Source organism: Rhizobium aouanii, from assembly GCF_037002925.1.
Classification (GTDB): domain Bacteria; phylum Pseudomonadota; class Alphaproteobacteria; order Rhizobiales; family Rhizobiaceae; genus Rhizobium; species Rhizobium aouanii.
In genome coordinates this window covers 129411-149003 of the sequence record NZ_JBAMYD010000008.1, presented here as the reverse complement: position 1 = coordinate 149003, position 19593 = coordinate 129411, and the positions used below count along the sequence as shown (strand labels likewise).

General features: G+C 63.6%; 18 protein-coding genes and 1 riboswitch. Of the genes, 17 read left to right on the top strand and 1 reads right to left on the bottom strand.

Annotated features, from left to right (window positions below; all coding sequences use genetic code 11):
- Positions 1 to 63 precede the first annotated feature (63 nt).
- Positions 64 to 460, top strand: a riboswitch (cobalamin riboswitch).
- A 377-nt stretch (positions 461 to 837) separates the two neighbouring features.
- The 12 genes from cobU to V8P77_RS15820 all read left to right on the top strand — a co-directional run bounded on the left by cobU (position 838) and on the right by V8P77_RS15820 (position 13853).
- Entirely contained in the window at positions 838 to 1347 is a 510-nt protein-coding gene (gene cobU / locus V8P77_RS15875; protein WP_335913295.1) for a bifunctional adenosylcobinamide kinase/adenosylcobinamide-phosphate guanylyltransferase, read from the top strand.
- Between the two features lie 4 nt (positions 1348 to 1351).
- Positions 1352 to 2401: a cobalamin biosynthesis protein CobW gene (cobW, locus tag V8P77_RS15870; protein WP_335913294.1), complete on the top strand. Its 1050-nt coding sequence runs from the start codon at positions 1352 to 1354 to the stop codon at positions 2399 to 2401.
- A 4-nt stretch (positions 2402 to 2405) separates the two neighbouring features.
- The gene (cobN, locus tag V8P77_RS15865; protein WP_335913293.1) at positions 2406 to 6515 is read left to right on the top strand and encodes a cobaltochelatase subunit CobN; all 4110 of its coding nucleotides are present in this window, start codon (positions 2406 to 2408) and stop codon (positions 6513 to 6515) included.
- A 3-nt stretch (positions 6516 to 6518) separates the two neighbouring features.
- A complete protein-coding gene (gene cobO / locus V8P77_RS15860; protein ID WP_335913292.1) occupies positions 6519 to 7154 on the top strand; it encodes a cob(I)yrinic acid a,c-diamide adenosyltransferase in 636 nt (211 codons plus the stop codon).
- Positions 7155 to 7207: 53 nt separating this feature from the next.
- Positions 7208 to 7627 carry a cobalamin biosynthesis protein gene (locus tag V8P77_RS15855; RefSeq protein WP_335913291.1) on the top strand — a complete coding sequence of 140 codons (420 nt, stop codon included), beginning with the start codon at positions 7208 to 7210 and terminating at the stop codon, positions 7625 to 7627.
- 70 nt (positions 7628 to 7697) lie between these two features.
- Positions 7698 to 8648: a nucleoside hydrolase gene (locus V8P77_RS15850; protein WP_335913290.1), complete on the top strand. Its 951-nt coding sequence runs from the start codon at positions 7698 to 7700 to the stop codon at positions 8646 to 8648.
- Positions 8649 to 8835: 187 nt separating this feature from the next.
- Positions 8836 to 9675 (top strand): uroporphyrinogen-III C-methyltransferase, encoded by an 840-nt coding sequence (gene cobA / locus V8P77_RS15845; protein WP_335913289.1) that lies wholly within the window; start codon positions 8836 to 8838, stop codon positions 9673 to 9675.
- Positions 9672 to 10979, top strand: coding sequence for a cobyrinic acid a,c-diamide synthase CobB (locus tag V8P77_RS15840; protein WP_335913288.1), 1308 nt, complete (start codon positions 9672 to 9674; stop codon positions 10977 to 10979). The genes cobA and V8P77_RS15840 overlap by 4 nt, the downstream gene beginning before the upstream one ends.
- A complete protein-coding gene (gene cobD / locus V8P77_RS15835) occupies positions 10976 to 12016 on the top strand; it encodes a threonine-phosphate decarboxylase CobD (protein ID WP_335913287.1) in 1041 nt (346 codons plus the stop codon). The genes V8P77_RS15840 and cobD overlap by 4 nt, the downstream gene beginning before the upstream one ends.
- Positions 12013 to 12993 (top strand): adenosylcobinamide-phosphate synthase CbiB, encoded by a 981-nt coding sequence (cbiB, locus tag V8P77_RS15830; protein ID WP_335913286.1) that lies wholly within the window; start codon positions 12013 to 12015, stop codon positions 12991 to 12993. The genes cobD and cbiB overlap by 4 nt, the downstream gene beginning before the upstream one ends.
- Positions 12994 to 13084: 91 nt before the next feature.
- Positions 13085 to 13285: an ECs_2282 family putative zinc-binding protein gene (locus tag V8P77_RS15825; protein ID WP_026265292.1), complete on the top strand. Its 201-nt coding sequence runs from the start codon at positions 13085 to 13087 to the stop codon at positions 13283 to 13285.
- Positions 13286 to 13421: 136 nt separating this feature from the next.
- On the top strand, positions 13422 to 13853 hold the full coding sequence (locus V8P77_RS15820; protein ID WP_027668416.1) for a L,D-transpeptidase: 432 nt from the start codon (positions 13422 to 13424) through the stop codon (positions 13851 to 13853).
- A gap of 31 nt (positions 13854 to 13884) precedes the next feature.
- On the opposite strand, the gene V8P77_RS15815 is transcribed toward V8P77_RS15820, so the two are convergent.
- Positions 13885 to 14607, bottom strand: coding sequence for a Crp/Fnr family transcriptional regulator (locus V8P77_RS15815; protein WP_335913285.1), 723 nt, complete (start codon positions 14605 to 14607; stop codon positions 13885 to 13887).
- Between the two features lie 430 nt (positions 14608 to 15037).
- Between V8P77_RS15815 and V8P77_RS15810 the strand changes: the two genes are divergently transcribed.
- The 5 genes from V8P77_RS15810 to V8P77_RS15790 all read left to right on the top strand — a co-directional run bounded on the left by V8P77_RS15810 (position 15038) and on the right by V8P77_RS15790 (position 19592).
- Positions 15038 to 15316 carry an acyl carrier protein gene (locus V8P77_RS15810; RefSeq protein ID WP_003540486.1) on the top strand — a complete coding sequence of 93 codons (279 nt, stop codon included), beginning with the start codon at positions 15038 to 15040 and terminating at the stop codon, positions 15314 to 15316.
- A gap of 207 nt (positions 15317 to 15523) precedes the next feature.
- Positions 15524 to 16006, top strand: coding sequence for a 3-hydroxyacyl-ACP dehydratase FabZ family protein (locus V8P77_RS15805; protein ID WP_003540474.1), 483 nt, complete (start codon positions 15524 to 15526; stop codon positions 16004 to 16006).
- Entirely contained in the window at positions 16003 to 17208 is a 1206-nt protein-coding gene (locus tag V8P77_RS15800; protein WP_221962104.1) for a beta-ketoacyl-ACP synthase, read from the top strand. Before V8P77_RS15805 ends, V8P77_RS15800 begins: the two co-directional genes overlap by 4 nt.
- A gap of 12 nt (positions 17209 to 17220) precedes the next feature.
- On the top strand, positions 17221 to 18507 hold the full coding sequence (locus V8P77_RS15795; RefSeq protein WP_335913284.1) for a beta-ketoacyl-ACP synthase: 1287 nt from the start codon (positions 17221 to 17223) through the stop codon (positions 18505 to 18507).
- A 56-nt stretch (positions 18508 to 18563) separates the two neighbouring features.
- Positions 18564 to 19592, top strand: coding sequence for a zinc-binding dehydrogenase (locus V8P77_RS15790; protein WP_335913283.1), 1029 nt, complete (start codon positions 18564 to 18566; stop codon positions 19590 to 19592).
- Position 19593: the final 1 nt, after the last annotated feature.

The window sequence follows — 19593 nt, the reverse complement described above, 5'->3', positions numbered from 1 at the left end:
GAAGGCCGGTTGACTTCATCCCTGCGCTTGCCTAACCATCCCGATAACGGATGGTCGACTGACCATCCTGACATAACGGATGGTTCCGGATCGGTGTTGCGCCCTTCCGGATGAAAAGGGAATGTGGCGGGGCGGACCCAAGCCGGGCGCCTTCATCACAGCCGACCCCGCGACTGTAGAGCGGTCAGGGTCTTCCATCCGGTATCAAGCCCTTCCGGCTGACGGCTTGCAATAATGCAAGCGGGCGGGATGGGCGACATGCCGGAAAAGCCACTGGATATGCATGGTGATCAACCGGGGTCGGACGCCTCTCAAGTCTACGAATCGTCCACCTTTTCACCGATGCAGCCGGGAAGGCGAGGATGATCCGCTGGCACGATCAGGGCGACCGGTTTCCGGTCAGCCCCGATCGCGGCCGATAACCGCGAGCCAGGAGACCTGCCATGCGTGCCGGGCGAGAAGCCCACACCTGGGTATTATGCCCGTTGCCAGCACGGAGGTTGTCTTGGCTGAACGATTGAATTCGGCGTGGCCTGGTGCGGCGCGCGCGACGCTTCCAAGCAGCGCTGCAAGAGGAGTGCTTTCGGCCGCTTATGTCGAATGCTGGGTACCCCCCTCTGTCCTGCCGGACATCTCCCCTACAAGGAGGGAGATCGGCAAGCAGCACGACCGTCGTCCTACATCAATTGTTTGGAGAAAAGCTCTCGGCGATTCAATCTCCCCCCTTAGGGGGGAGATGTCCGGCAGGACAGACGGGGGCGTCACACCCTCAGTAGCCGAGAATGGTGCACGCGGAACAAGCCACGGCTACGCACTTTCTCTGAGGGGCGTTTGAGTATGACCGCCACCTTCGTCCTCGGCGGCGCACGTTCCGGCAAATCCCGCTTCGCCGAAGACCTCGTGACGGCGACCGGTCTCGATCGCCACTACCTTGCCACCGGACGGGCATGGGACGAGGAGATGCAGGTGCGCATCACCCAACACAAGACCGATCGCGGCCCATCCTGGACGACGCATGAAGAGCCGCTCGATCTCGTCGGCAAACTTACCGTCATCGACGGCGAGGGGCGCATCGTGTTGATCGACTGCCTGACGCTCTGGGTCACCAATCTGATGATGGAGGAGCGGAACGTGGCGACGGAATTTGCCGCCCTTGCCGATTTCCTTCCCGCCGCGAAAGCGCGGCTCGTTTTCGTTTCCAACGAGGTCGGTCTCGGCATCGTGCCCGACAATCGCATGGCGCGGGATTTTCGCGATCATGCCGGCCGCTTGCACCAGTCGATCGCGGCGATGGCCGCCGAAGTTTATTTCATCGCGGCAGGCCTGCCGCTGAAAATGAAGGGTTAAGTCCATGAACCAGCAGAAGATTCCCGCAACCGTCATCACCGGCTTCCTTGGCGCCGGCAAGACGACGATGATCCGCAATCTGCTCACCAATGCCGGCGGCAAGAAGATTGCGCTGATCATCAACGAATTCGGCGATCTCGGCGTCGATGGCGACGTGCTGAAGGGCTGCGGTGCGGAGAATTGCACCGAGGACGACATCATCGAGCTCACCAATGGCTGCATCTGCTGCACCGTTGCGGACGATTTCATTCCGACGATGACGAAGCTGCTCGAGCGCGAACAGCGGCCCGACCATATCGTCATCGAGACCTCGGGCCTTGCTTTGCCGCAGCCGCTGGTCGCCGCCTTCAACTGGCCCGACATTCGCACCCAGGTGACCGTCGACGGCGTCATCACGGTGGTCGACAGCGCCGCTGTTGCCGCCGGCCGTTTTGCTGACGACCATGATGCCGTCGATGCGCGCCGCGCCGAGGATGAGGCGCTCGACCACGAGAGCCCGATCGAGGAGTTGTTCGAGGATCAGCTGACCTGCGCCGACCTCATCGTGCTCAACAAGACTGACCTGATCGACGCTGCCGGCCTCATCAGGGTGCGCGACGAGGTCGCCTCCCGCACGGTGCGCAAGCCCGTGATGATCGAGGCGCGGAATGGCGAGGTGTCGGCCGGCATCCTGCTCGGCCTCGGCATCGGCACGGAGGACGATATCGCCAATCGCAAGTCGCGCCACGAGCTGGAGCATGAGGACGGTGCGCCGCACGACCACGATGAATTCGACAGCTTCGTCGTCGAGCTCGGCCCGATCGCCGATCCCGCCGGCTTTGTCGAAGGGCTGAAGGGCATCATATCAGCCCATGACGTGCTGCGGCTCAAGGGTTTCGTGGATGTCTCAGGTAAGCCGATGCGCCTGCAGCTCCAGGCCGTCGGCAGCCGCATCGACCATTATTTCGACCGCGCCTGGACGCCAAGCGAAAAACGCGCCACGCGCCTTGTCGTCATCGGCCTGCACGAAATGGATCAGGACGCGGTGAGGGCGGCGATCGAAGCGCTGGCGTAACCCGATGCATCTGCTTCTGGCCCAGCAGGGAACGATCAGCGACGGCGAGGAGGCAATCGACCTCGGGCAGACGCCGGGCGATATCCTGTTCCTGTCGGCGGCCGACAGCGAGCTTGCCGCGATTGCAGCCGCTCATCGCGAGTGCGGGGCGGCACCTTCGCTGAGGCTCGCCAGCCTGATGAGTCTCAAGCATCCGATGTCGGTCGACACCTATATCGAGCGCACGGCGCGGCATGCGAAGCTGATCATCGTGCGCGCACTCGGCGGCGCCAGCTACTTTCATTATGCGCTGGAGGCGCTGCATGCGGCAGCAGCGCGCGCCGGTGCGCTGATCGCGGTGCTTCCGGGTGACGCCAGGCCGGATGCGGGGCTGGTTCCTTTCTCGAATATCGACCTCGACGATCTCAACGCGCTCTGGGCCTATCTGATCGAGGGCGGAGATGCCAATGCGCGGGCCTTTCTCGACTATGCCGAGGCGATGCTGTCGGGTGCCGAGAAGCCGGTGCCGGCTGTGCCTTTGATTAAGGCAGGTATCTGGTGGCCGGGGCGGGGGGTGATCGGGGTCGAGGCGTGGCGGCGGATTGTTGGTTCGCTTTCAGAGACGTCTTTGGTCGTGGTACCCCCCTCTGTCCTGCCGGACATCTCCCCCACAAGGGGGGAGATCGGCAAGTTGCATGGGCTTCCCACAAAAGAACCGTTTGAAGGTGACGCACCTTCGGCCTTGGATATGGAGCGGGACCTCTCATCCCTGATCTCCCCCCTTGTGGGGGAGATGCCCGGCAGGACAGAGGGGGGTACTACGAACTCGGCGCAACAGGCGTCCCCCATCGTCGCCATCAGCTTCTATCGCGCCCTCGTCCAAAGCGGCGAGACCGGGCCGATCGAAGCTCTGATCGAAGCGCTGATGACACTTGGCCTCCGGCCGCTGCCGGTCTTTGCCTATAGCCTCAAGGATCCGGTTTCCACAGGTATTCTCGAAAGCGTGTTTTCGACGCTGAAACCCGATGTCGTGATCAACACGACGGGCTTTGCCGTCTCGGCACCGGGTGCGGACCGGCAGCCGACGGTGCTGGAGGCGAATGAGGCGATCGTGCTGCAGGCGATCCTGTCGGCCTCGTCGAGGGAGGCATGGCTCTCTTCCTCACAAGGCCTGTCGGCGCGCGATCTCGGCATGAACGTGGCGCTGCCTGAAGTCGATGGCCGGGTGCTCGCGCGGGCGGTCTCCTTCAAGACGGCGGCCCGCTACGACGCGCGGGTCGAGACCAATATCGTCGCCAGCCAGGCTGATGCCGGGCGGGTGCGCTATACGGCGGAGCTTGCCGCCAATTGGGCGCGTTTGCGGAAGACATCAGCCGGCGACCGGCGTATCGCGCTCGTCATGGCGAACTATCCGAACCGCGACGGTCGGCTCGGCAATGGCGTCGGCTTGGATACGCCGGCCGGCACCATCGAGGTGCTTCGCGCCATGCGGGCGGCGGGTTATCCGGTCGCCGAGATTCCCGCCGACGGCGATGCGCTGATCCGCCACCTGATGGAAGGGCCGACCAATTCCGGTTCCGATGGAAAGATCATCCGCGAGACGCTTTCCCTGAGTCTGTACAACAGCTTCCTGGAATCTCTTCCCAATAAGATTCAGGATGAGGTGAGAGCCCGCTGGGGCAATCCGCAAGACGATCCGTATTTTCGCGAGGGCGTCTTCGCCCTGCCTTTCGCCCGTTTCGGCGAGGTGCTCGTCGGCATCCAGCCGGCGCGCGGCTACAATATCGATCCGAAGGAAAGTTATCATTCGCCGGATCTCGTGCCGCCGCACGGTTATCTCGCCTTTTATGCTTTCCTGCGCCGCGAGTTCGGTGCCCATGCCGTCATCCATATGGGCAAACACGGCAATCTCGAATGGCTGCCGGGCAAGGCGCTGGCGCTGTCGGAGACATGTTATCCGGAAGCGATTCTCGGGCCGCTGCCGCACCTCTATCCCTTCATCGTCAACGATCCGGGCGAGGGCACGCAAGCCAAGCGCCGAAGTGCTGCTGTGATCATCGATCATCTGACCCCGCCTTTGACGCGGGCCGAGAGCTACGGGCCGCTGAAGGATCTGGAGGCGCTGGTCGACGAATATTACGAGGCCTCCGGCGGCGATCCCCGCCGCATCCGTCTGCTCAGCCGTCAGATCCTCGACCTCGTGACTGATATCGGCCTCGACCGGGATGCCGGCATCGCGAAGGGCGAAAGCGAGGGCGAGGCGCTGAAGAAACTCGACGCCTATCTCTGCGATCTCAAGGAAATGCAGATCCGCGATGGGCTGCATGTGTTCGGCGTTTCGCCGGAGGGGCGGCTGCTGACGGACCTGACCGTGGCTTTGGCGCGGGTGCCGCGCGGGCTTGGCGAGGGCGGGGATGCGAGCTTGCAGCGGGCGATTGCGGCGGACGCGGTGAAAAACCCTTCCCAGCTAAAAGACCCCGCCCCAACCCCTCCCCACAAGGGGGAGGGGCTTGCTGGGCGCACCGTCTCACCATCCGCTGTGGTCGCAGAGCTTGCCGCAAGCGCAGCGGTAAGTCCCTCCCCCTTGTGGGGAGGGGTTGGGGAGGGGTCCTCCTTCGACCCTCTCGACACCGACATGGCCGCTCTCTGGACTGGCCCGCGTCCTGATGTCCTCGCTGACCTCCTCGATGCACCCTGGCGAACTAACGGAGACACCGTCGAGCGTATCGAACTGCTGGCGGCGAAATTTGTGTCCGGTGAAATCGAATGCCCCGCAGACTGGAAGGCGACGCACGCTGTGCTTTCCGAGGTTGATACCCGGCTCAAGCCCTCCATCCTCGCTTGCGGCCCCGCCGAGGTCGAAGGTTTGCTCAAGGGCCTCGACGGCCGCTTCGTCGCGCCCGGACCCTCCGGCGCGCCGACGCGCGGGCGTCCTGACGTACTGCCGACCGGACGGAATTTCTACTCCGTCGACAGCCGCGCCGTCCCGACGCCGGCTGCCTACGAGCTCGGCAAGAAATCGGCAGAACTGCTGGTGCGCCGCTATGTGCAGGATCACGGCGAATGGCCTGTCTCCTTTGGGCTGACGGCCTGGGGCACCTCGAACATGCGCACTGGCGGCGACGATATCGCCCAGGCCTTGGCGCTGATCGGCGTCAAGCCGCTCTGGGACATGAGCTCGCGCCGTGTCACCGGCTACGAGATCATTCCGCCGGCGATGCTCGGGCGGCCACGCGTCGACGTGACGCTCCGCATTTCCGGCTTCTTCCGCGATGCCTTTCCCGAGCAGATCGCACTGTTCGACAAGGCGATCCGCGCTGTCGGCGCGCTGGAGGAGGATGCTGCCGACAATCCCATTGCCGAGCGCATGCGCGGCGAGGCAGCGCGGCTTGCGGCTGCCGGTCTTGACGAAGTCTCGGCAAAGCGCCGGGCGGGCTACCGCATCTTCGGCTCGAAGCCCGGCGCTTACGGCGCTGGCCTGCAGGCGCTGATCGACGAGAAGGGCTGGGAGCGGCGCGCCGATCTTGCCGAGGCCTATCTCGTCTGGGGCAGCTATGCCTATGGCGCCGGCGAGGAGGGCAGGGCCGAACGCGGTCTGTTCGAGGAGCGGCTGCGCTCGGTGCAGGCCGTCATTCAGAACCAGGACAATCGCGAGCATGACCTGCTCGACAGCGACGATTATTACCAGTTCGAGGGCGGCATGGCGGCGGCGGCCGAACAGCTCGCCGGCGTGCGGCCGTCGATCTATCACAATGACCATTCCAGACCGGAAAAGCCGGTGATCCGCTCGCTGGAAGAGGAGATCGGCCGGGTCGTGCGTGGGCGCGTCGTCAATCCGAAATGGATCGCGGGCGTCATGCGTCACGGCTACAAGGGCGCTGCCGAGATCGCCGCCACCGTCGATTATCTCTTCGCCTTTTCGGCGACGACGGGCGCGGTCGGCGAACATCATTTCGAGGCCGTCTACCGAGCCTTTGTCGCCGATGCCGGCGTGCGCGACTTCATGATCGAGAAGAACCCTGCGGCATTCGACGAAATGAGAGAGCGGCTGTGCGAGGCGATCGACCGCAGCCTCTGGACGCCGCGCAGCAATTCGGCCCGGTTCCACCTGGCTGCAAACAACAGAATGAGGTGAGCTATGAGCGACGAGATCCCGGAAAACGAAACCGGCAAGGATGATGCGCGCCACGCCGAGAAAATGGCGAAGAAGAAGGCCGCGCGCGACAAGATCATGGCGACCAAGACGGATGGCAAGGGGCTGATCATCGTCCATACGGGCAAGGGCAAGGGCAAGTCCTCGGCGGCCTTCGGGATGATCTTCCGCCATATCGCCCACGGCAAGCCGTCTGCCGTCGTGCAGTTCATCAAGGGCGCGATGTGGACCGGCGAGCGCGACCTGATCGAGAAGCATTTCTCCGATCTCTGCCAGTTCCACACGATGGGCGAGGGTTTCACCTGGGAAACGCAGGACCGTGCCCGCGATGTCGCCGCAGCGGCGGCCGCTTGGGAAAAGGCCAAGGAACTGATCCGCGATGAAAGCAATTCCATGGTGCTGCTCGACGAGATCAACATCGCGCTGCGCTACGACTATCTCGACATCAACGATGTCGTCGCCTTCCTGAAGAGCGAGAAGCCCGCAATGACGCATGTCGTGCTGACGGGGCGCAACGCCAAGGAGGAACTGATCGAGATCGCCGATCTGGTGACGGAGATGGAACTCGTTAAGCATCCTTTCCGCTCCGGCATCAAAGGGCAGCCGGGTGTGGAGTTCTAAACATCCGGGACTTGCTGCTGTCGATAGTGCGCGGGAACCTTGGGGCGTTCATCATGGGTGAAGTGAAATTCGACGCCGTCCGGCGCCTCGTCCTCGGGCTCGGCTGCGAGCGCGACACGCCGGCACAGGAGGTGTTGGCGCTAGCCGAACAGGCGCTTCGCGAGGCCGGGGTCAGCGGGGAGGCCCTTGCGGCCGTCGCCTCGATCGATAGCCGCACGAACGAGCCCGCGGTGCTTTCGGTCGCCGCCCATTTCTCTGTGCCGGCGGTATTCTTTGCCGCCGGGCGGCTGGAGGAGGAGACGCCGCGGTTGGCGAATCCTTCCGCGACCGTCTTTGCCCGTGTCGGCTGCCATGGGGTCTCCGAGGCAGCTGCGCTGGCGGCTGCGGGGCCGAATGCCGAGCTTGCTGTCGCCAAGATCAAATCTGCACACGCCACGGCGGCAGTTGCCCGCAGCGGGTTGCAGAAAGCCTGATCGGCGTTATGTTGGCGCCAATTCGCGGCGCCGTCCGGCAGCCTCACGGTTCACATCTAGAGGATATCTCATGCACAAGGTCATTTATGACACCGACCCCGGCGTCGACGACGCCATGGCGCTTCTCTTCCTGCATCGTCACCCCGAAATCGACCTTCTCGGCATCACCACGGTTTTCGGCAATGCCTCGGTCGAGATGACGACGCGCAATGCGCTTTTCCTCAAGCGCGAATGGAATATTGCAGCTCCCGTTTCCAAGGGCGCCGGCGTCACCATCGATCACGCGCGCGAGGAGCGGGCATGGCCGGCCATGGTGCACGGCGATAACGGCCTCGGCAATATCGCGGTGCCTGAGATGGTCGACGTGCCCGTCGATCCGCGCCCGGCGCATCGCTTCATCATCGACACCGTGCGCGCCCATCCGGGCGAGGTCCGTCTCGTCGCCGTCGGCCGGATGACCAATCTGGCGCTGGCGCTGAAGGAAGACCCCGAGATCGCGATGCTGGTCAAGGACGTCGTTATCATGGGCGGCAATTTCTATGTGCCGGGCAATGTCTCGCCGGTCGCCGAGGCCAATATTCATGGCGATCCCGAGGCGGCCGACATCGTCATGACCGCGCCGTGGAAGGTCGTCGTCATCGGTCTCGACGTCACCTCCATCACCACGATGAGCCGCAGCTATCTCGGCGGGATGGCAGCGAAGGGCGACGGGGCGGTGAAGCTGCTCGACGCGCTGTCGCAGCATTATATCGATTTCTACAGCCATTCGGTCGAGGATGGCATGATGGTGCATGACAGCTGCGCCTGCGTTTACGTCGTGGCGCCCGAGCTGTTCTCGTCGATTACAGGCGCCGTGCGCGTCGTCTGCGGCGGCATCGCCGACGGCCAGACCATCGTCAGGCCGGACGGCCGGCGTTTTCCGCCGGGCGACTGGGACGGCTTGCCGAGCCAGGTCGTCTGCACCGGCATCGAGTCAGAGAAGGTCATCGACCTCATCCGCGACACGCTGCTTGCTGCCTGACCGCTTGGGAGCCGGCCGCGGCGCAGCCGGCTCTGCGACAATACGACAATAATTCATAGTGTTATTCGGATTTCCCGAGGATTTGAATCCGCTTCCTCGCAAAGTGAGTCATGGTCATCTCAGCAACTTCGAGTGAGGCGGTGCTGACGGCGTTGACCTTACCCCTTACGGGGCCTAGATCAGCGGGATGATCGATGCCCCATTCTCCCATCTTCCGGCGCTGGAGCCGGGCAGCGTCTGGCTCGTGGGCGCCGGCCCCGGCGATCCCGGGCTGTTGACGCTGCTCGCCGCCAAGGGGCTTTCCGAGGCTGACGTCATCGTCCACGACGCGCTGGTCAACGAGGAATGCCTGGCGCTGGCGCGGCCGGAAACGCTGGTGGAATATGCCGGCAAGCGCGGCGGCAAGCCTTCGGCGAAACAGCGCGACATCTCGCTGCGGCTGGTAGAGATGGCGCGCGCCGGCAAGCGGGTGCTGCGGCTGAAGGGCGGCGATCCCTTCGTCTTCGGTCGCGGCGGCGAAGAGGCGCTGATGCTGGTCGAGCACAATATCCCCTTCCGCATCGTGCCCGGCATCACCGCCGGCATCGGCGGGCTCGCCTATGCCGGCATTCCGGTGACGCATCGCGACATCAACCATGCCGTGACCTTCCTCACCGGCCATGATTCCTCCGGCATCGTGCCCGACAGGATCGACTGGGATGCGATCGGCCGGGGTTCGCCCGTCATCGTCATGTATATGGCGATGAAGCATATCGCCGAGATCAGCGCCAACCTGATCGCCGCCGGCCGGCTGCCGTCGGAAGCCGTCGCCTTCGTTTGCAATGCCGCTACCGGCCGACAGCAGGTGCTGGAGACGACGCTTGGAGAGGCGACCGAGGCTGTTGCCGCCTCCGGGCTGGAGCCGCCGGCGGTGGTCGTCGTCGGCGAGGTGGTGCGGCTCAGGGCCTCGCTCGATTGGCTCGGCGCGCTCGGCGGACGGCGGCTGCAGCCGGATCCATTCCGCCGGTCAAGCAAGGTGACGGCATGAGCGGCCTCCTGATCGCAGCGCCGTCCTCCGGCGCCGGCAAGACGACGGTGACGCTCGGGCTGCTCCGGGCGCTGCGCCGGCGCGGCATCGCGGTCGCGCCCGGCAAGGCCGGCCCCGACTATATCGATCCTGCCTTTCATGCGGCAGCGAGCGGCACGCTCTGCCTGAATTTCGATCCCTGGGCGATGCGCCCGGAGCTGATCTCGGCCAATGCCGCGCTTCACCGTTCCGGCGACCGCATCCTCGTCATCGAGGCGATGATGGGGCTGTTCGACGGGGCGGCAGACGGAAAGGGAACGGCGGCCGATCTCGCCGCCCAGCTCGGGCTTTCCGTGGTGCTCGTCGTCGACGCCTCGCGCATGTCGCAATCGGTGGCGCCGCTGGTTTCCGGTTTTGCCGGTTTCCGCGCCGATGTCCGGGTTGCCGGCGTTATCCTCAACAAGGTCGGCAGCGACCGGCACGAGGCGATGCTGCGACAGGCACTGGAGGCTATCCGCATGCCTGTCATCGCCGTGATCGGCAACGACAAGGCGCTTTCCCTGCCGGAGCGCCATCTCGGCCTCGTCCAGGCTGGCGAACATGCAACCCTCGATAATTTCATCGACCATGCAGCGGATGCCGTCTCCGAGGAATGCAATTTCGAATTCCTGCTGCGCATTGCAAGGCAGGGGCCCAACCGGCCGTCGGCCGCCAATATCGACCGGCTGATGCCGCTGGGCGCCCGTATCGCCGTGGCACGCGATGTCGCCTTTGCCTTTTCTTATGAGCATATGCTGCTCGGCTGGCGTCGCCGGGGTGCTGCGATCTCCTTCTTCTCACCGCTTGCCGACGAGGCGCCGGCTGGCGATGCCGATGCGATCTATCTGCCCGGCGGTTATCCCGAGCTGCATGCCGGACGGCTGGCCGTGGCGCAGAATTTCCGCGCCGGCATGGTCGATGCGGCAGCGCGCGACATCAGGATCTACGGTGAGTGCGGCGGCTACATGGTGCTCGGCGACGGGCTGATCGATGCGGAGGGCAAGCGCCATCAGATGCTCGGCCTGCTGCCCGTCGTCACCAGCTATGCCAAGCGGAAACGCCATCTCGGCTATCGCCGTGTCGTGCCGCTCGACGGCGCCTTTTTCGCGCGAATGATGACGGCGCATGAATTCCACTATTCCACTGTTGTTTCGGAGGGTGAGGGGAAGCGGCTGTTTGCAACGCAAGATGCACTCGGAACCGATCTGGGTGCAGCCGGGCTCCGGCGCGATCAGGTAGCGGGCTCCTACATGCATCTGATCGATCTGGCCGGAGCTGCTGGATGAGCGCACCGATCGCCCATGGTGGCGGCATCACCGCGGCTGCCGCTACCTTCGGCGGCAGGCCGGACGACTGGCTCGATCTTTCCACGGGTATCAATCCGTCCCCCGTCGCGCTACCTGACATTCCGGCGCGAGCCTGGCACCGCCTGCCGGACAGGCACCTCGTCGATGAGGCAAGGCGCGCGGCGCGTGATCACTATGGCAGCGGCGAGATCCTGCCGCTGCCGGTGCCCGGTACGCAATCGGTGATTCAGCTTCTACCGCGTTTCGTCGAGAGCGGTAGGATCGCCGTGACGGACGATAGGATCGCCGTGACGGACAACAAGGTTGCCGTGGTATCGCCGACCTATGGCGAATATGCGCGCGCCTTCACCTCGGCCGGTTTTACCGTCGATGTGGTCAGCGACATCGCAGCGATCGGGGCAGGGCATCGATTGGCCGTCGTCGTCAATCCGAACAATCCCGATGGCCGGGTCTGGCCGGCAGAAACGCTGATTGCCCTACATGACAGGATGAAGGCGGGAAACGGGTTTCTCGTCGTCGACGAGGCGTTCGGTGATACCGATCCGGCGCTGAGCCTTGCATCCCATACGCCGCAACTTTCCAACCTCATCATCTTCCGCTCTTTCGGCAAGTTCTTCGGGCTTGCCGGCCTGCGGCTCGGTTTTGCGATTGCGCGCAGCGATATCCTCGTGCGTTTCGAACACTGGCTCGGCCCCTGGGCGGTCTCCGGCCCGGCCCTTTCGATTGCAGGTTCGCTGCTGCGTACGGACGTTTCTCCGATCCGCAGCCGCATCGATGAGCGCAGCGCCGACCTGCAAGCGGTGTTGTTGGGCGCCGGATTGCAGATTTCAGGAGGGACGGCGCTCTTCACCCTTGTCGCCGATGCGAGAGCCGGCGACATTTACACGCATCTCTGCCGCCATCATATTCTCGTCCGCAAGTTCGACTATGCGCCGGATTGGCTGCGTTTCGGGCTGACGCCTGATCCGGCGGCAGACAGGCGGCTTGGCGAAGCCCTTCAGAGATTTGAGCGATGACGATCGACGAAAACCTTCTAGTACTGCTTCTGGCGCTGCTGCTCGACCGGGTCGCCGGCGATCCGCAATGGTTGTGGTCGCGGATGCCGCATCCCGTCGTCATGTTCGGCGCGGCGATCTCCTATGCCGACCAGCAGCTCAACCCGGCAAGCCTCACGGGCTCGCAACGCAGGATGAACGGTGTCGCCGCCATCCTGGCGCTGCTTCTGGTGGCGATAGCCGCAGGCTTCGTGTTCAACCGGTTCTTCGCGCTGTTCGGCCTTGCCGGCATCTTGCTGGAGACCGGGCTGGTGGCGATCTTCCTGGCGCAGAAAAGCCTTGCCGATCACGTCGCGGCTGTCGCCGTCGCCTTACGCGACGAGGGCCTTGCCGGCGGGCGGACCGCCGTTTCCCGCATCGTCGGACGCGATCCTGAGACGCTGGATGAGCCAGCCGTCTGCCGCGCGGCGATCGAAAGCCTTGCCGAGAATTTCTCCGACGGCGTCGTGGCGCCGGCTCTCTGGTATGCCGTCTTCGGCCTGCCGGGGCTCTTCGCCTACAAGATGCTGAACACGGCGGATTCGATGATCGGCCACAAGTCGGAAAAATACATCGATTTCGGCTGGGCCGCCGCCCGCCTTGACGATATCGCCAACTGGCCGGCCGCGCGGCTCTCCATCCTGCTGATCGCCGCCGGCGCCTGGATCCGGCGGGGGATAAGCGCCGGGCGCGAGGCGATCCGGGTGGCGATGCGCGACGGGGCCCTGCACCGTTCGCCGAACTCCGGCAGGCCGGAGGCGGCGATGGCAGGCGCGCTGAACGTCCAGCTCGCCGGCCCGCGCATTTATGGCGGCGTCATCGTGCGTGAACCGATGATCAACGACACCGGTCGCGACGTGGCGACCTCAGGCGACATCGAGGACGGCGTATCGGTATTCTATGCCAGCTGCATGGTGCTCGCCGGTGTTACGTTCGGACTATTTTTGTGTTTTTTGTAGGGACTCACACGGCACAACCTCCCGATAGACAATTCCCACTCAAACGTTTATGCGAAATGCCTCCTACCTCCACCAGACCGGAAGCAGAGCGATGACAGTTCAGGTTGAATTACCGTGCCCGAAGTGCAAGAGCACCAAGATGAAGTTCGAGCGTCCCGAGATCCGGGAGACCGACATCATCACCTGTGCCGCCTGCGGCCATAATCTCGGCACCATGGCCTCGATTCGCGAGAAGATGAACAAGGCCTACCAGCAGCTCAATCGGGCTGGGACGAAGCGCAAGCTTCAATAAGCCTGCGGCGCATCCGCTTGCTGCGATGCGCCGTTAAAATTGTGATTACCATTCGGATTAAAGCAATCTAATAAGTATTGCCGTAGTCTCTCTTTCGTGAGGGCGCAATTAAGCTGCGCGAGTTCGAAGAGGGGCTATGATGAAGACGATTTTGGCGGCTGCGGCCGCAAGTTTATTGCTGCAGTTTTCTCCTGTTGCCGCTCAGGCAGCAACGCTGGTCGCCAATATCAGCATCGGCAAGCAGACGATGACCGTTTCCGAGAACGGCTTCGTCAAATATCGCTGGAAGGTTTCGACCGCGCGCAACGGCTATGTCACGCCAACCGGTTCGTGGCGCGCCAAGTGGCTGTCGCGCGATCACCGCTCCAGGAAATACGACAATGCACCGATGCCCTTCGCCGTATTCTTCAACGGCGGTTACGCCGTTCACGCGACTTTCGACCTGAAGCGCCTGGGCCGGCCGGCTTCGCATGGCTGCGTTCGCCTGCACCCCGACAATGCCGCCCAATTCTTTTCGCTGACGCGGCAGGCCGGCCTTGCCAATACCCGCGTGGTCATTACGCGCTAACCGAACGGGTTATGCGCCGCGCTGATCCCTCTTATGCGCTGATCATCCGCTCCAGTTCATCCATGTCGGGGACGATGATATGTCGGAAATTCTCGATGCGAATGACGCCGCTCTTGCGCAGCCTGGTCATCTGGCGGCTGACGGTTTCGATCGTCAGCCCGAGGAAATCGGCGATCTCGGCGCGGGATAACGGCAGGTCGAAGGCGGTGCTTGTGGCCGTTTGCGGTTCGGCGTGGGTAGCGATGAGGTGAAGCAGGCTTGCGACCTTCTCCTCGGCGGTGCGCCGGCCGAGCGTCAGCATCCATTCGCGCGCGGCATCCAGCTCCTTCAGCGCCTGATCGTGCAGGCTGCGCTGCAGTTCCGGCGTTTCCGATATCATACGGTCGAGCAGGTTGCGCGGGAAGACGCAGATTTCGGAATCGGTCGCCGCCTCTGCTGACAGCGTGCTTTCGCGCACGAAGGGCCTGCCGACGAAATCGGGGGCGAATTGCAGGCCGACGATCTGCTGGCGCCCGTCCGGCATCACCTTGCAGAGCTTCACCACCCCGCGCATGATGTTCGAATAGAAAGAGCTTTCCGAGCCTTGCGCGGTGATCTCGCTGCCGGCATCGACCTTGCGGCGCAGCGAGTGGCGGCCGAGGTCCTTCAACTGACCGCTCGACAGTACGCCGCAGACGACGCCGTGCCGCGCCTGGCAGGAACGGCAGGCTACGGGGATGCCAACCTCGAGAACCCCACTGTGTGCGACGTCCATACCCTGATCCCTTCGAAATCCGCGTGCCGGGCGTAGCTGCGCATGCCGGGCATACCGTAGACGATTACGCCGCGATTGCGGGTTCGGCTATCCCGATTTCTTCCAGCGCGGCTTGATGATTATCAATTTCGCCGGGATTGCGATTTGATCCAGATCAAAGTTTCCGTGCCCTGGCTGTTGTTGGAAGCGCCTGCGCCGAGAAGAGGCCGTCCGCGGGTTTGATTCGGATGGCTTCTTCACCCCGCCGACAGGGCGGGTTTTCTAAAGCGGCATCGCCTCGCGCCTTGCACGACGGCAAAGGCCGGCATTCCATTGCTGTTTAGGCAACACCCCGCCGGCAAATTGCCGCAACGCCGGGACGAAAGCATTGGCTTTTGAAATGGATTTGCCTATGAGGGGGTTTAAATCGTCATTTCATGAGGTACAGCGCGTGACCGCTACATTCGATAAAGTTGCCGACATTATTGCAGAAACCAGCGAGATCGACCGCGCGACGATCACGCCGGAGAGCCATACGATCGACGACCTCGGTATCGACAGCCTCGATTTCCTCGACATCGTCTTTGCGATCGACAAGGAATTCGGCATCAAGATCCCGCTCGAAAAGTGGACGCAGGAAGTCAACGAAGGCAAGGTTTCCACCGAAGAATACTTCGTGCTGAAGAACCTCTGCGCTAAGATCGACGAGCTCAAAGCAGCCAAGGCCTGAGCGATATAACAGTCTTTTTTGAACGCCCTGCCGCCCTGAATATGGCGGCCGGGCGGTTTCGTTCCTAACTAGCTAGTGCATGCCGCCCAAAAGTGCGCAGCGGTTTTGGGATAACGGCATGCATAAAAACAAAGACCTAAAGTGCGAACCAGACGCGCTTAGGCGTCACCGGCGGGCGGATCTGGCCTGTCGGGCCGGAGGATCCGAATGCTGCTGGAATATTTCCAGATGATTGACCGCGTCGAAGCGGTGGACCTGAAGAAGGGCACGCTTAAGGCGCGATCCGTCGTGCCGGCCAAGAGCCCCGTCTTCGAGGGTCATTTTCCCGGCATGCCGCTCGTTCCCGGCGTGCTCCTGATCGAGACCATGGCCCAGGCCTCCGGCATGCTGGTGCTTGCCGTCACCAATTTTGCCGCCATGCCCTTCCTGATGACGGTCGACGGCGCCAAGATGCGCACCTTCGTCGAACCCGAAGCCGTGCTCGACATCGAGGCGGTGCTAGAGCATGACGGTTCGGGTTTCGCGGTCACCAAGGCTAAAATCACCAGCGGCGGCAAGAAGGTCTGCGATGCGCAGCTGAAACTGCGCACCATGCCGTTTTCCGAGGTGCCGCTCGGCGATATCGTGAAGAAACGTGCCGGCGAGATCGGGCTTCTCGAAGCGATCGCGGCGCAGGGAGTGATTGGATGAGCAAGGCTGCAAACGACGTCGTCATCTCGGGCATCGGCATCGTCACCTGTCAGGGCGTCGGCAAGGACGCGCATATCGCGCTGCTTTCGGCCGCGAGCACCCCGAAAGCGATCGTCGAGACCGAAAAGTTCAAGCCCTATCCGGTGCATCCGCTGCCCGAGATCGACTGGTCGCAGCAGATCGCCAAACGCGGCGATCAACGCCAGATGGAGAACTGGCAGCGCATCGGCGTCTTTGCCGCCGGCCTTGCGCTCGACGATGCCGGTTTCAAGGACGATATCGAGGCCTGCGGCACGATGGACATGATCGTGGCGGCCGGCGGCGGCGAGCGCGATATCAATGTCGACACACTGATCGTCGACGAGGCGCTGAAGCGCAATGACCGCGAGTTGCTGCTCAACGAGAAGCTGACGACCGAGCTGAGGCCGACGCTGTTCCTCGCCCAGCTTTCCAACCTGCTCGCCGGCAATATCTCGATCGTGCACAAGGTCACCGGCTCGTCGCGCACGTTTATGGGCGAGGAAGCGGCCGGCATATCCGCCGTCGAGACCGCCTTCTACCGCATCAAATCAGGCGAATCCTCACATGCGCTTGTTGGAGGCGCCTTCGCGGCCGAGCGGCCTGACATGATCCTGCTCACCGAAGCGATCGGCGCCCATGCGCGCGGCGACTGGGTGCCGCTCTGGTCGCGCAAGCCGAGCGATGGCGGCGGCATGATCACCGGTTCGGCCGGCGCCTTCCTGGTGCTGGAATCGCGCAAGCACGCTAGAGCCCGCGGCGCCCATATCTATGCTGTCATCGACGCGGTCGAGGGCGACCGCGGCAACCGCAATTCCGGCAATCTTGAAGTCCGGCTGGAGCGGCTTTTGGCACCGGCTGCCGGGCTTGCCACTGAGAGCACGGCGATCTTTTCCGGATCGACCGGCATGCACGATCTTGCCGCCCGTGAGCGGGCGGTGCTCGAGCATCAATTACCCGACGTTGCGATCCGCGGCTTCGGCGGGGTCACCGGCCATACGATCGAGACGCAGTTCACGCTGGGTCTGGCGCTTGCAGCCCTTGCCGTCGATGGCAAGGCCAAGGTTCCGCCGTTCGACGCCGCCCATGAGGCGCCGATGCGGGCAGGCGCCACCGCCGCCGTCGTGACCACGGTCGGACACCAGCGCGGCGAGGGCGTTGCCGTTCTTTCCGCAGATGCGTGAGGAGTGAGAGATATGACAGCTTCCGCTTATAGAGATCACCTCGGCCGTCCGATCGTGGCTGTTACCGGCATGGGCATCATCACCTCGCTCGGTCAGGGCCTCACCGACAACTGGGCAGCGCTTTCGTCAGGCACGTCGGGCATCCACGAGATCAACCGCTTCCCGACCGAAGGCCTGTCGACGCGGATCGCCGGCACCGTCGATTTCATCGGCATCCCGGTGCCCAACGCCGTCGAGCGCTCCTATGCATTCGCCCGCGAAACGACGATCGAGGCACTGGCCGATGCTGGCCTTTCCGGCGATTTCAATGGCCCGCTGTTTCTAGCCGCTCCGCCGATCGAGCCGGAGTGGAGCGCGCGCTTCGAACTTGCGGACCGTTCGCCGGCTTCCGACCATCCGGGGGATGCCTATGAGCGCTTCCTGACGGCGCTGCGTCAGCGTCCGGATCCGGCCTTCCATGAGGCGGCCCTGTTCGGTGCGATTTCCGAGCGCCTTGCCGACCGGTTCGGCACCCGCGGCCTTCCCGTCACGCTGTCGACCGCCTGCGCCTCCGGCGTCACGGCGATCCAGCTCGGCATCGAGGCGATCCGCCAGGGCCGCACCGATCGCGCGCTGACAGTCGCGACCGACGGATCGCTGAGTGCCGAAGCGCTGATCCGCTTCTCGTTGCTGTCAGCTCTTTCGACACAGAATGATCCGCCGACCAAGGCTTCCAAGCCGTTCAGCAAGGATCGCGACGGCTTCGTCATCGCCGAAGGTGCTGCGACGCTGGTGCTGGAATCGCTGGAATCGGCAGTCGCCCGCGGCGCCAAGGTGCTCGGCATCATGAAGGGCGCCGGCGACAAGGCCGACAGCTTCCACCGCACCCGGTCGTCGCCCGATGGCGGCCCGGCAATCGCGACGATCCGCGCGGCCCTTGCCGATGCCGGCATCGACGAGAGCGGCATCGGCTACATCAATGCGCACGGCACCTCGACGCCGGAGAACGACAAGATGGAGTATGGCGCGATGTCGGCCGTGTTCGGCGATCGGCTCGTCGGCATTCCGGTGTCGTCCAACAAGTCGATGATCGGCCATACGCTGACGGCGGCGGGCGCCGTCGAGGCGGTGTTCTCGCTGCAGACGATGCTGACCGGAACGCTGCCGCCGACGATCAATTACAACAACCCCGATCCGTCGATCGTTCTCGATGTCGTGCCGAACAAGAAGCGGGAAGCCCAGGTTTCAGCCGTGCTTTCCAACTCCTTCGGCTTCGGCGGGCAGAATGCCAGCCTTGTCATGGCGCTCGAACCGGCTTAAGCGGTTCGCGACAATTTCAAAACAAGAAGACCGTCTTGAAGGCGAGGGATTTTGCCATGCGCGCTTTGCAACTGATCGATGACCGCAAGCTTGAGATCACCGACCTGCCGGAACCGGACGCTCCTGGTGCCGGCGAGGTGACGCTGCGCGTCAAGGCGGTGGCGCTCAACCATATCGACGTCTGGGGCTGGCGCGGCATGGCATTCGCCAAGCGCAAGATGCCGCTGGTCATCGGTGCCGAAGCCTCCGGCATCGTCGAAGCGATCGGACCGGGTGTCGCCAACGTGCTGCCGGGCCAGCTGGTCGCGATCTACGGCGCGCGTACCTGCGGCCTCTGCCGTCCCTGCCGCGAAGGCCGCGACAATCTTTGCGAACATGTCTCCGGCGTGCACGGCTTCCATCTCGACGGCTTCGCGCAGGAGAAGGTCAACCTGCCGGCGCGCCTGCTGGTGCCGGCCCCTCCCGGCGTCGACGCGATCGGCGCGGCGCTTGCTCCAGTCACCTTCGGTACTGTCGAGCACATGCTGTTCGACAATGCCAAGCTTGAGCCGGGTGAAACCATCCTCGTCCATGCCGGCGGCTCCGGCATCGGCACGGCGGCGATCCAGCTCGCCAAGAAGATCGGCTGCACCGTCATCACCACGGTCGGTTCGGACGACAAGATCGAAAAGGCCAAGGCGCTCGGCGCCGATCACGTCATCAACTACCGCACCGATCGTTTCGAAGGCGTGGTGCGCAAGCTCACCAAGAAGAAGGGCGTCGACGTCGTCTTCGAACATGTTGGCAAGGACACCTGGGCAGGCTCGATGCTCTGCATGAAGCGCGGCGGGCGCCTCGTCACCTGCGGCTCGACCTCGGGTGTTTCGACAGAGATGAACCTGATGATGCTGTTCCAGCAGCAGCTGAAGCTCTTCGGCTCCTTCGGCTGCCGCATGGAGAACATGGCGGATGCGATGCAGAAGATGGGCCGCGGGCTCGTCCATCCCGTCATCGATACCGAGGTCAGCTTCAGCGATATCGACCGGGCGCTGGAGCGGATGGAATCGCGCCAGATCTTCGGCAAGATCATTCTGAAGATGGTTTGAC

What these genes read in the sequence shown, in the direction of transcription:
- cobU (WP_335913295.1), top strand. Translation starts at nt 838, where the DNA reads ATGACCGCCACCTTCGTCCTCGGCGGCGCACGTTCCGGCAAATCCCGC.
- cobW (WP_335913294.1), top strand. Translation starts at nt 1,352, where the DNA reads ATGAACCAGCAGAAGATTCCCGCAACCGTCATCACCGGCTTCCTTGGC.
- cobN (WP_335913293.1), top strand. Translation starts at nt 2,406, where the DNA reads ATGCATCTGCTTCTGGCCCAGCAGGGAACGATCAGCGACGGCGAGGAG.
- cobO (WP_335913292.1), top strand. Translation starts at nt 6,519, where the DNA reads ATGAGCGACGAGATCCCGGAAAACGAAACCGGCAAGGATGATGCGCGC.
- V8P77_RS15855 (WP_335913291.1), top strand. Translation starts at nt 7,208, where the DNA reads ATGGGTGAAGTGAAATTCGACGCCGTCCGGCGCCTCGTCCTCGGGCTC.
- V8P77_RS15850 (WP_335913290.1), top strand. Translation starts at nt 7,698, where the DNA reads ATGCACAAGGTCATTTATGACACCGACCCCGGCGTCGACGACGCCATG.
- cobA (WP_335913289.1), top strand. Translation starts at nt 8,836, where the DNA reads ATGATCGATGCCCCATTCTCCCATCTTCCGGCGCTGGAGCCGGGCAGC.
- V8P77_RS15840 (WP_335913288.1), top strand. Translation starts at nt 9,672, where the DNA reads ATGAGCGGCCTCCTGATCGCAGCGCCGTCCTCCGGCGCCGGCAAGACG.
- cobD (WP_335913287.1), top strand. Translation starts at nt 10,976, where the DNA reads ATGAGCGCACCGATCGCCCATGGTGGCGGCATCACCGCGGCTGCCGCT.
- cbiB (WP_335913286.1), top strand. Translation starts at nt 12,013, where the DNA reads ATGACGATCGACGAAAACCTTCTAGTACTGCTTCTGGCGCTGCTGCTC.
- V8P77_RS15825 (WP_026265292.1), top strand. Translation starts at nt 13,085, where the DNA reads ATGACAGTTCAGGTTGAATTACCGTGCCCGAAGTGCAAGAGCACCAAG.
- V8P77_RS15820 (WP_027668416.1), top strand. Translation starts at nt 13,422, where the DNA reads ATGATGAAGACGATTTTGGCGGCTGCGGCCGCAAGTTTATTGCTGCAG.
- V8P77_RS15815 (WP_335913285.1), bottom strand. Translation starts at nt 14,607, where the DNA reads ATGGACGTCGCACACAGTGGGGTTCTCGAGGTTGGCATCCCCGTAGCC.
- V8P77_RS15805 (WP_003540474.1), top strand. Translation starts at nt 15,524, where the DNA reads ATGCTGCTGGAATATTTCCAGATGATTGACCGCGTCGAAGCGGTGGAC.
- V8P77_RS15800 (WP_221962104.1), top strand. Translation starts at nt 16,003, where the DNA reads ATGAGCAAGGCTGCAAACGACGTCGTCATCTCGGGCATCGGCATCGTC.
- V8P77_RS15795 (WP_335913284.1), top strand. Translation starts at nt 17,221, where the DNA reads ATGACAGCTTCCGCTTATAGAGATCACCTCGGCCGTCCGATCGTGGCT.
- V8P77_RS15790 (WP_335913283.1), top strand. Translation starts at nt 18,564, where the DNA reads ATGCGCGCTTTGCAACTGATCGATGACCGCAAGCTTGAGATCACCGAC.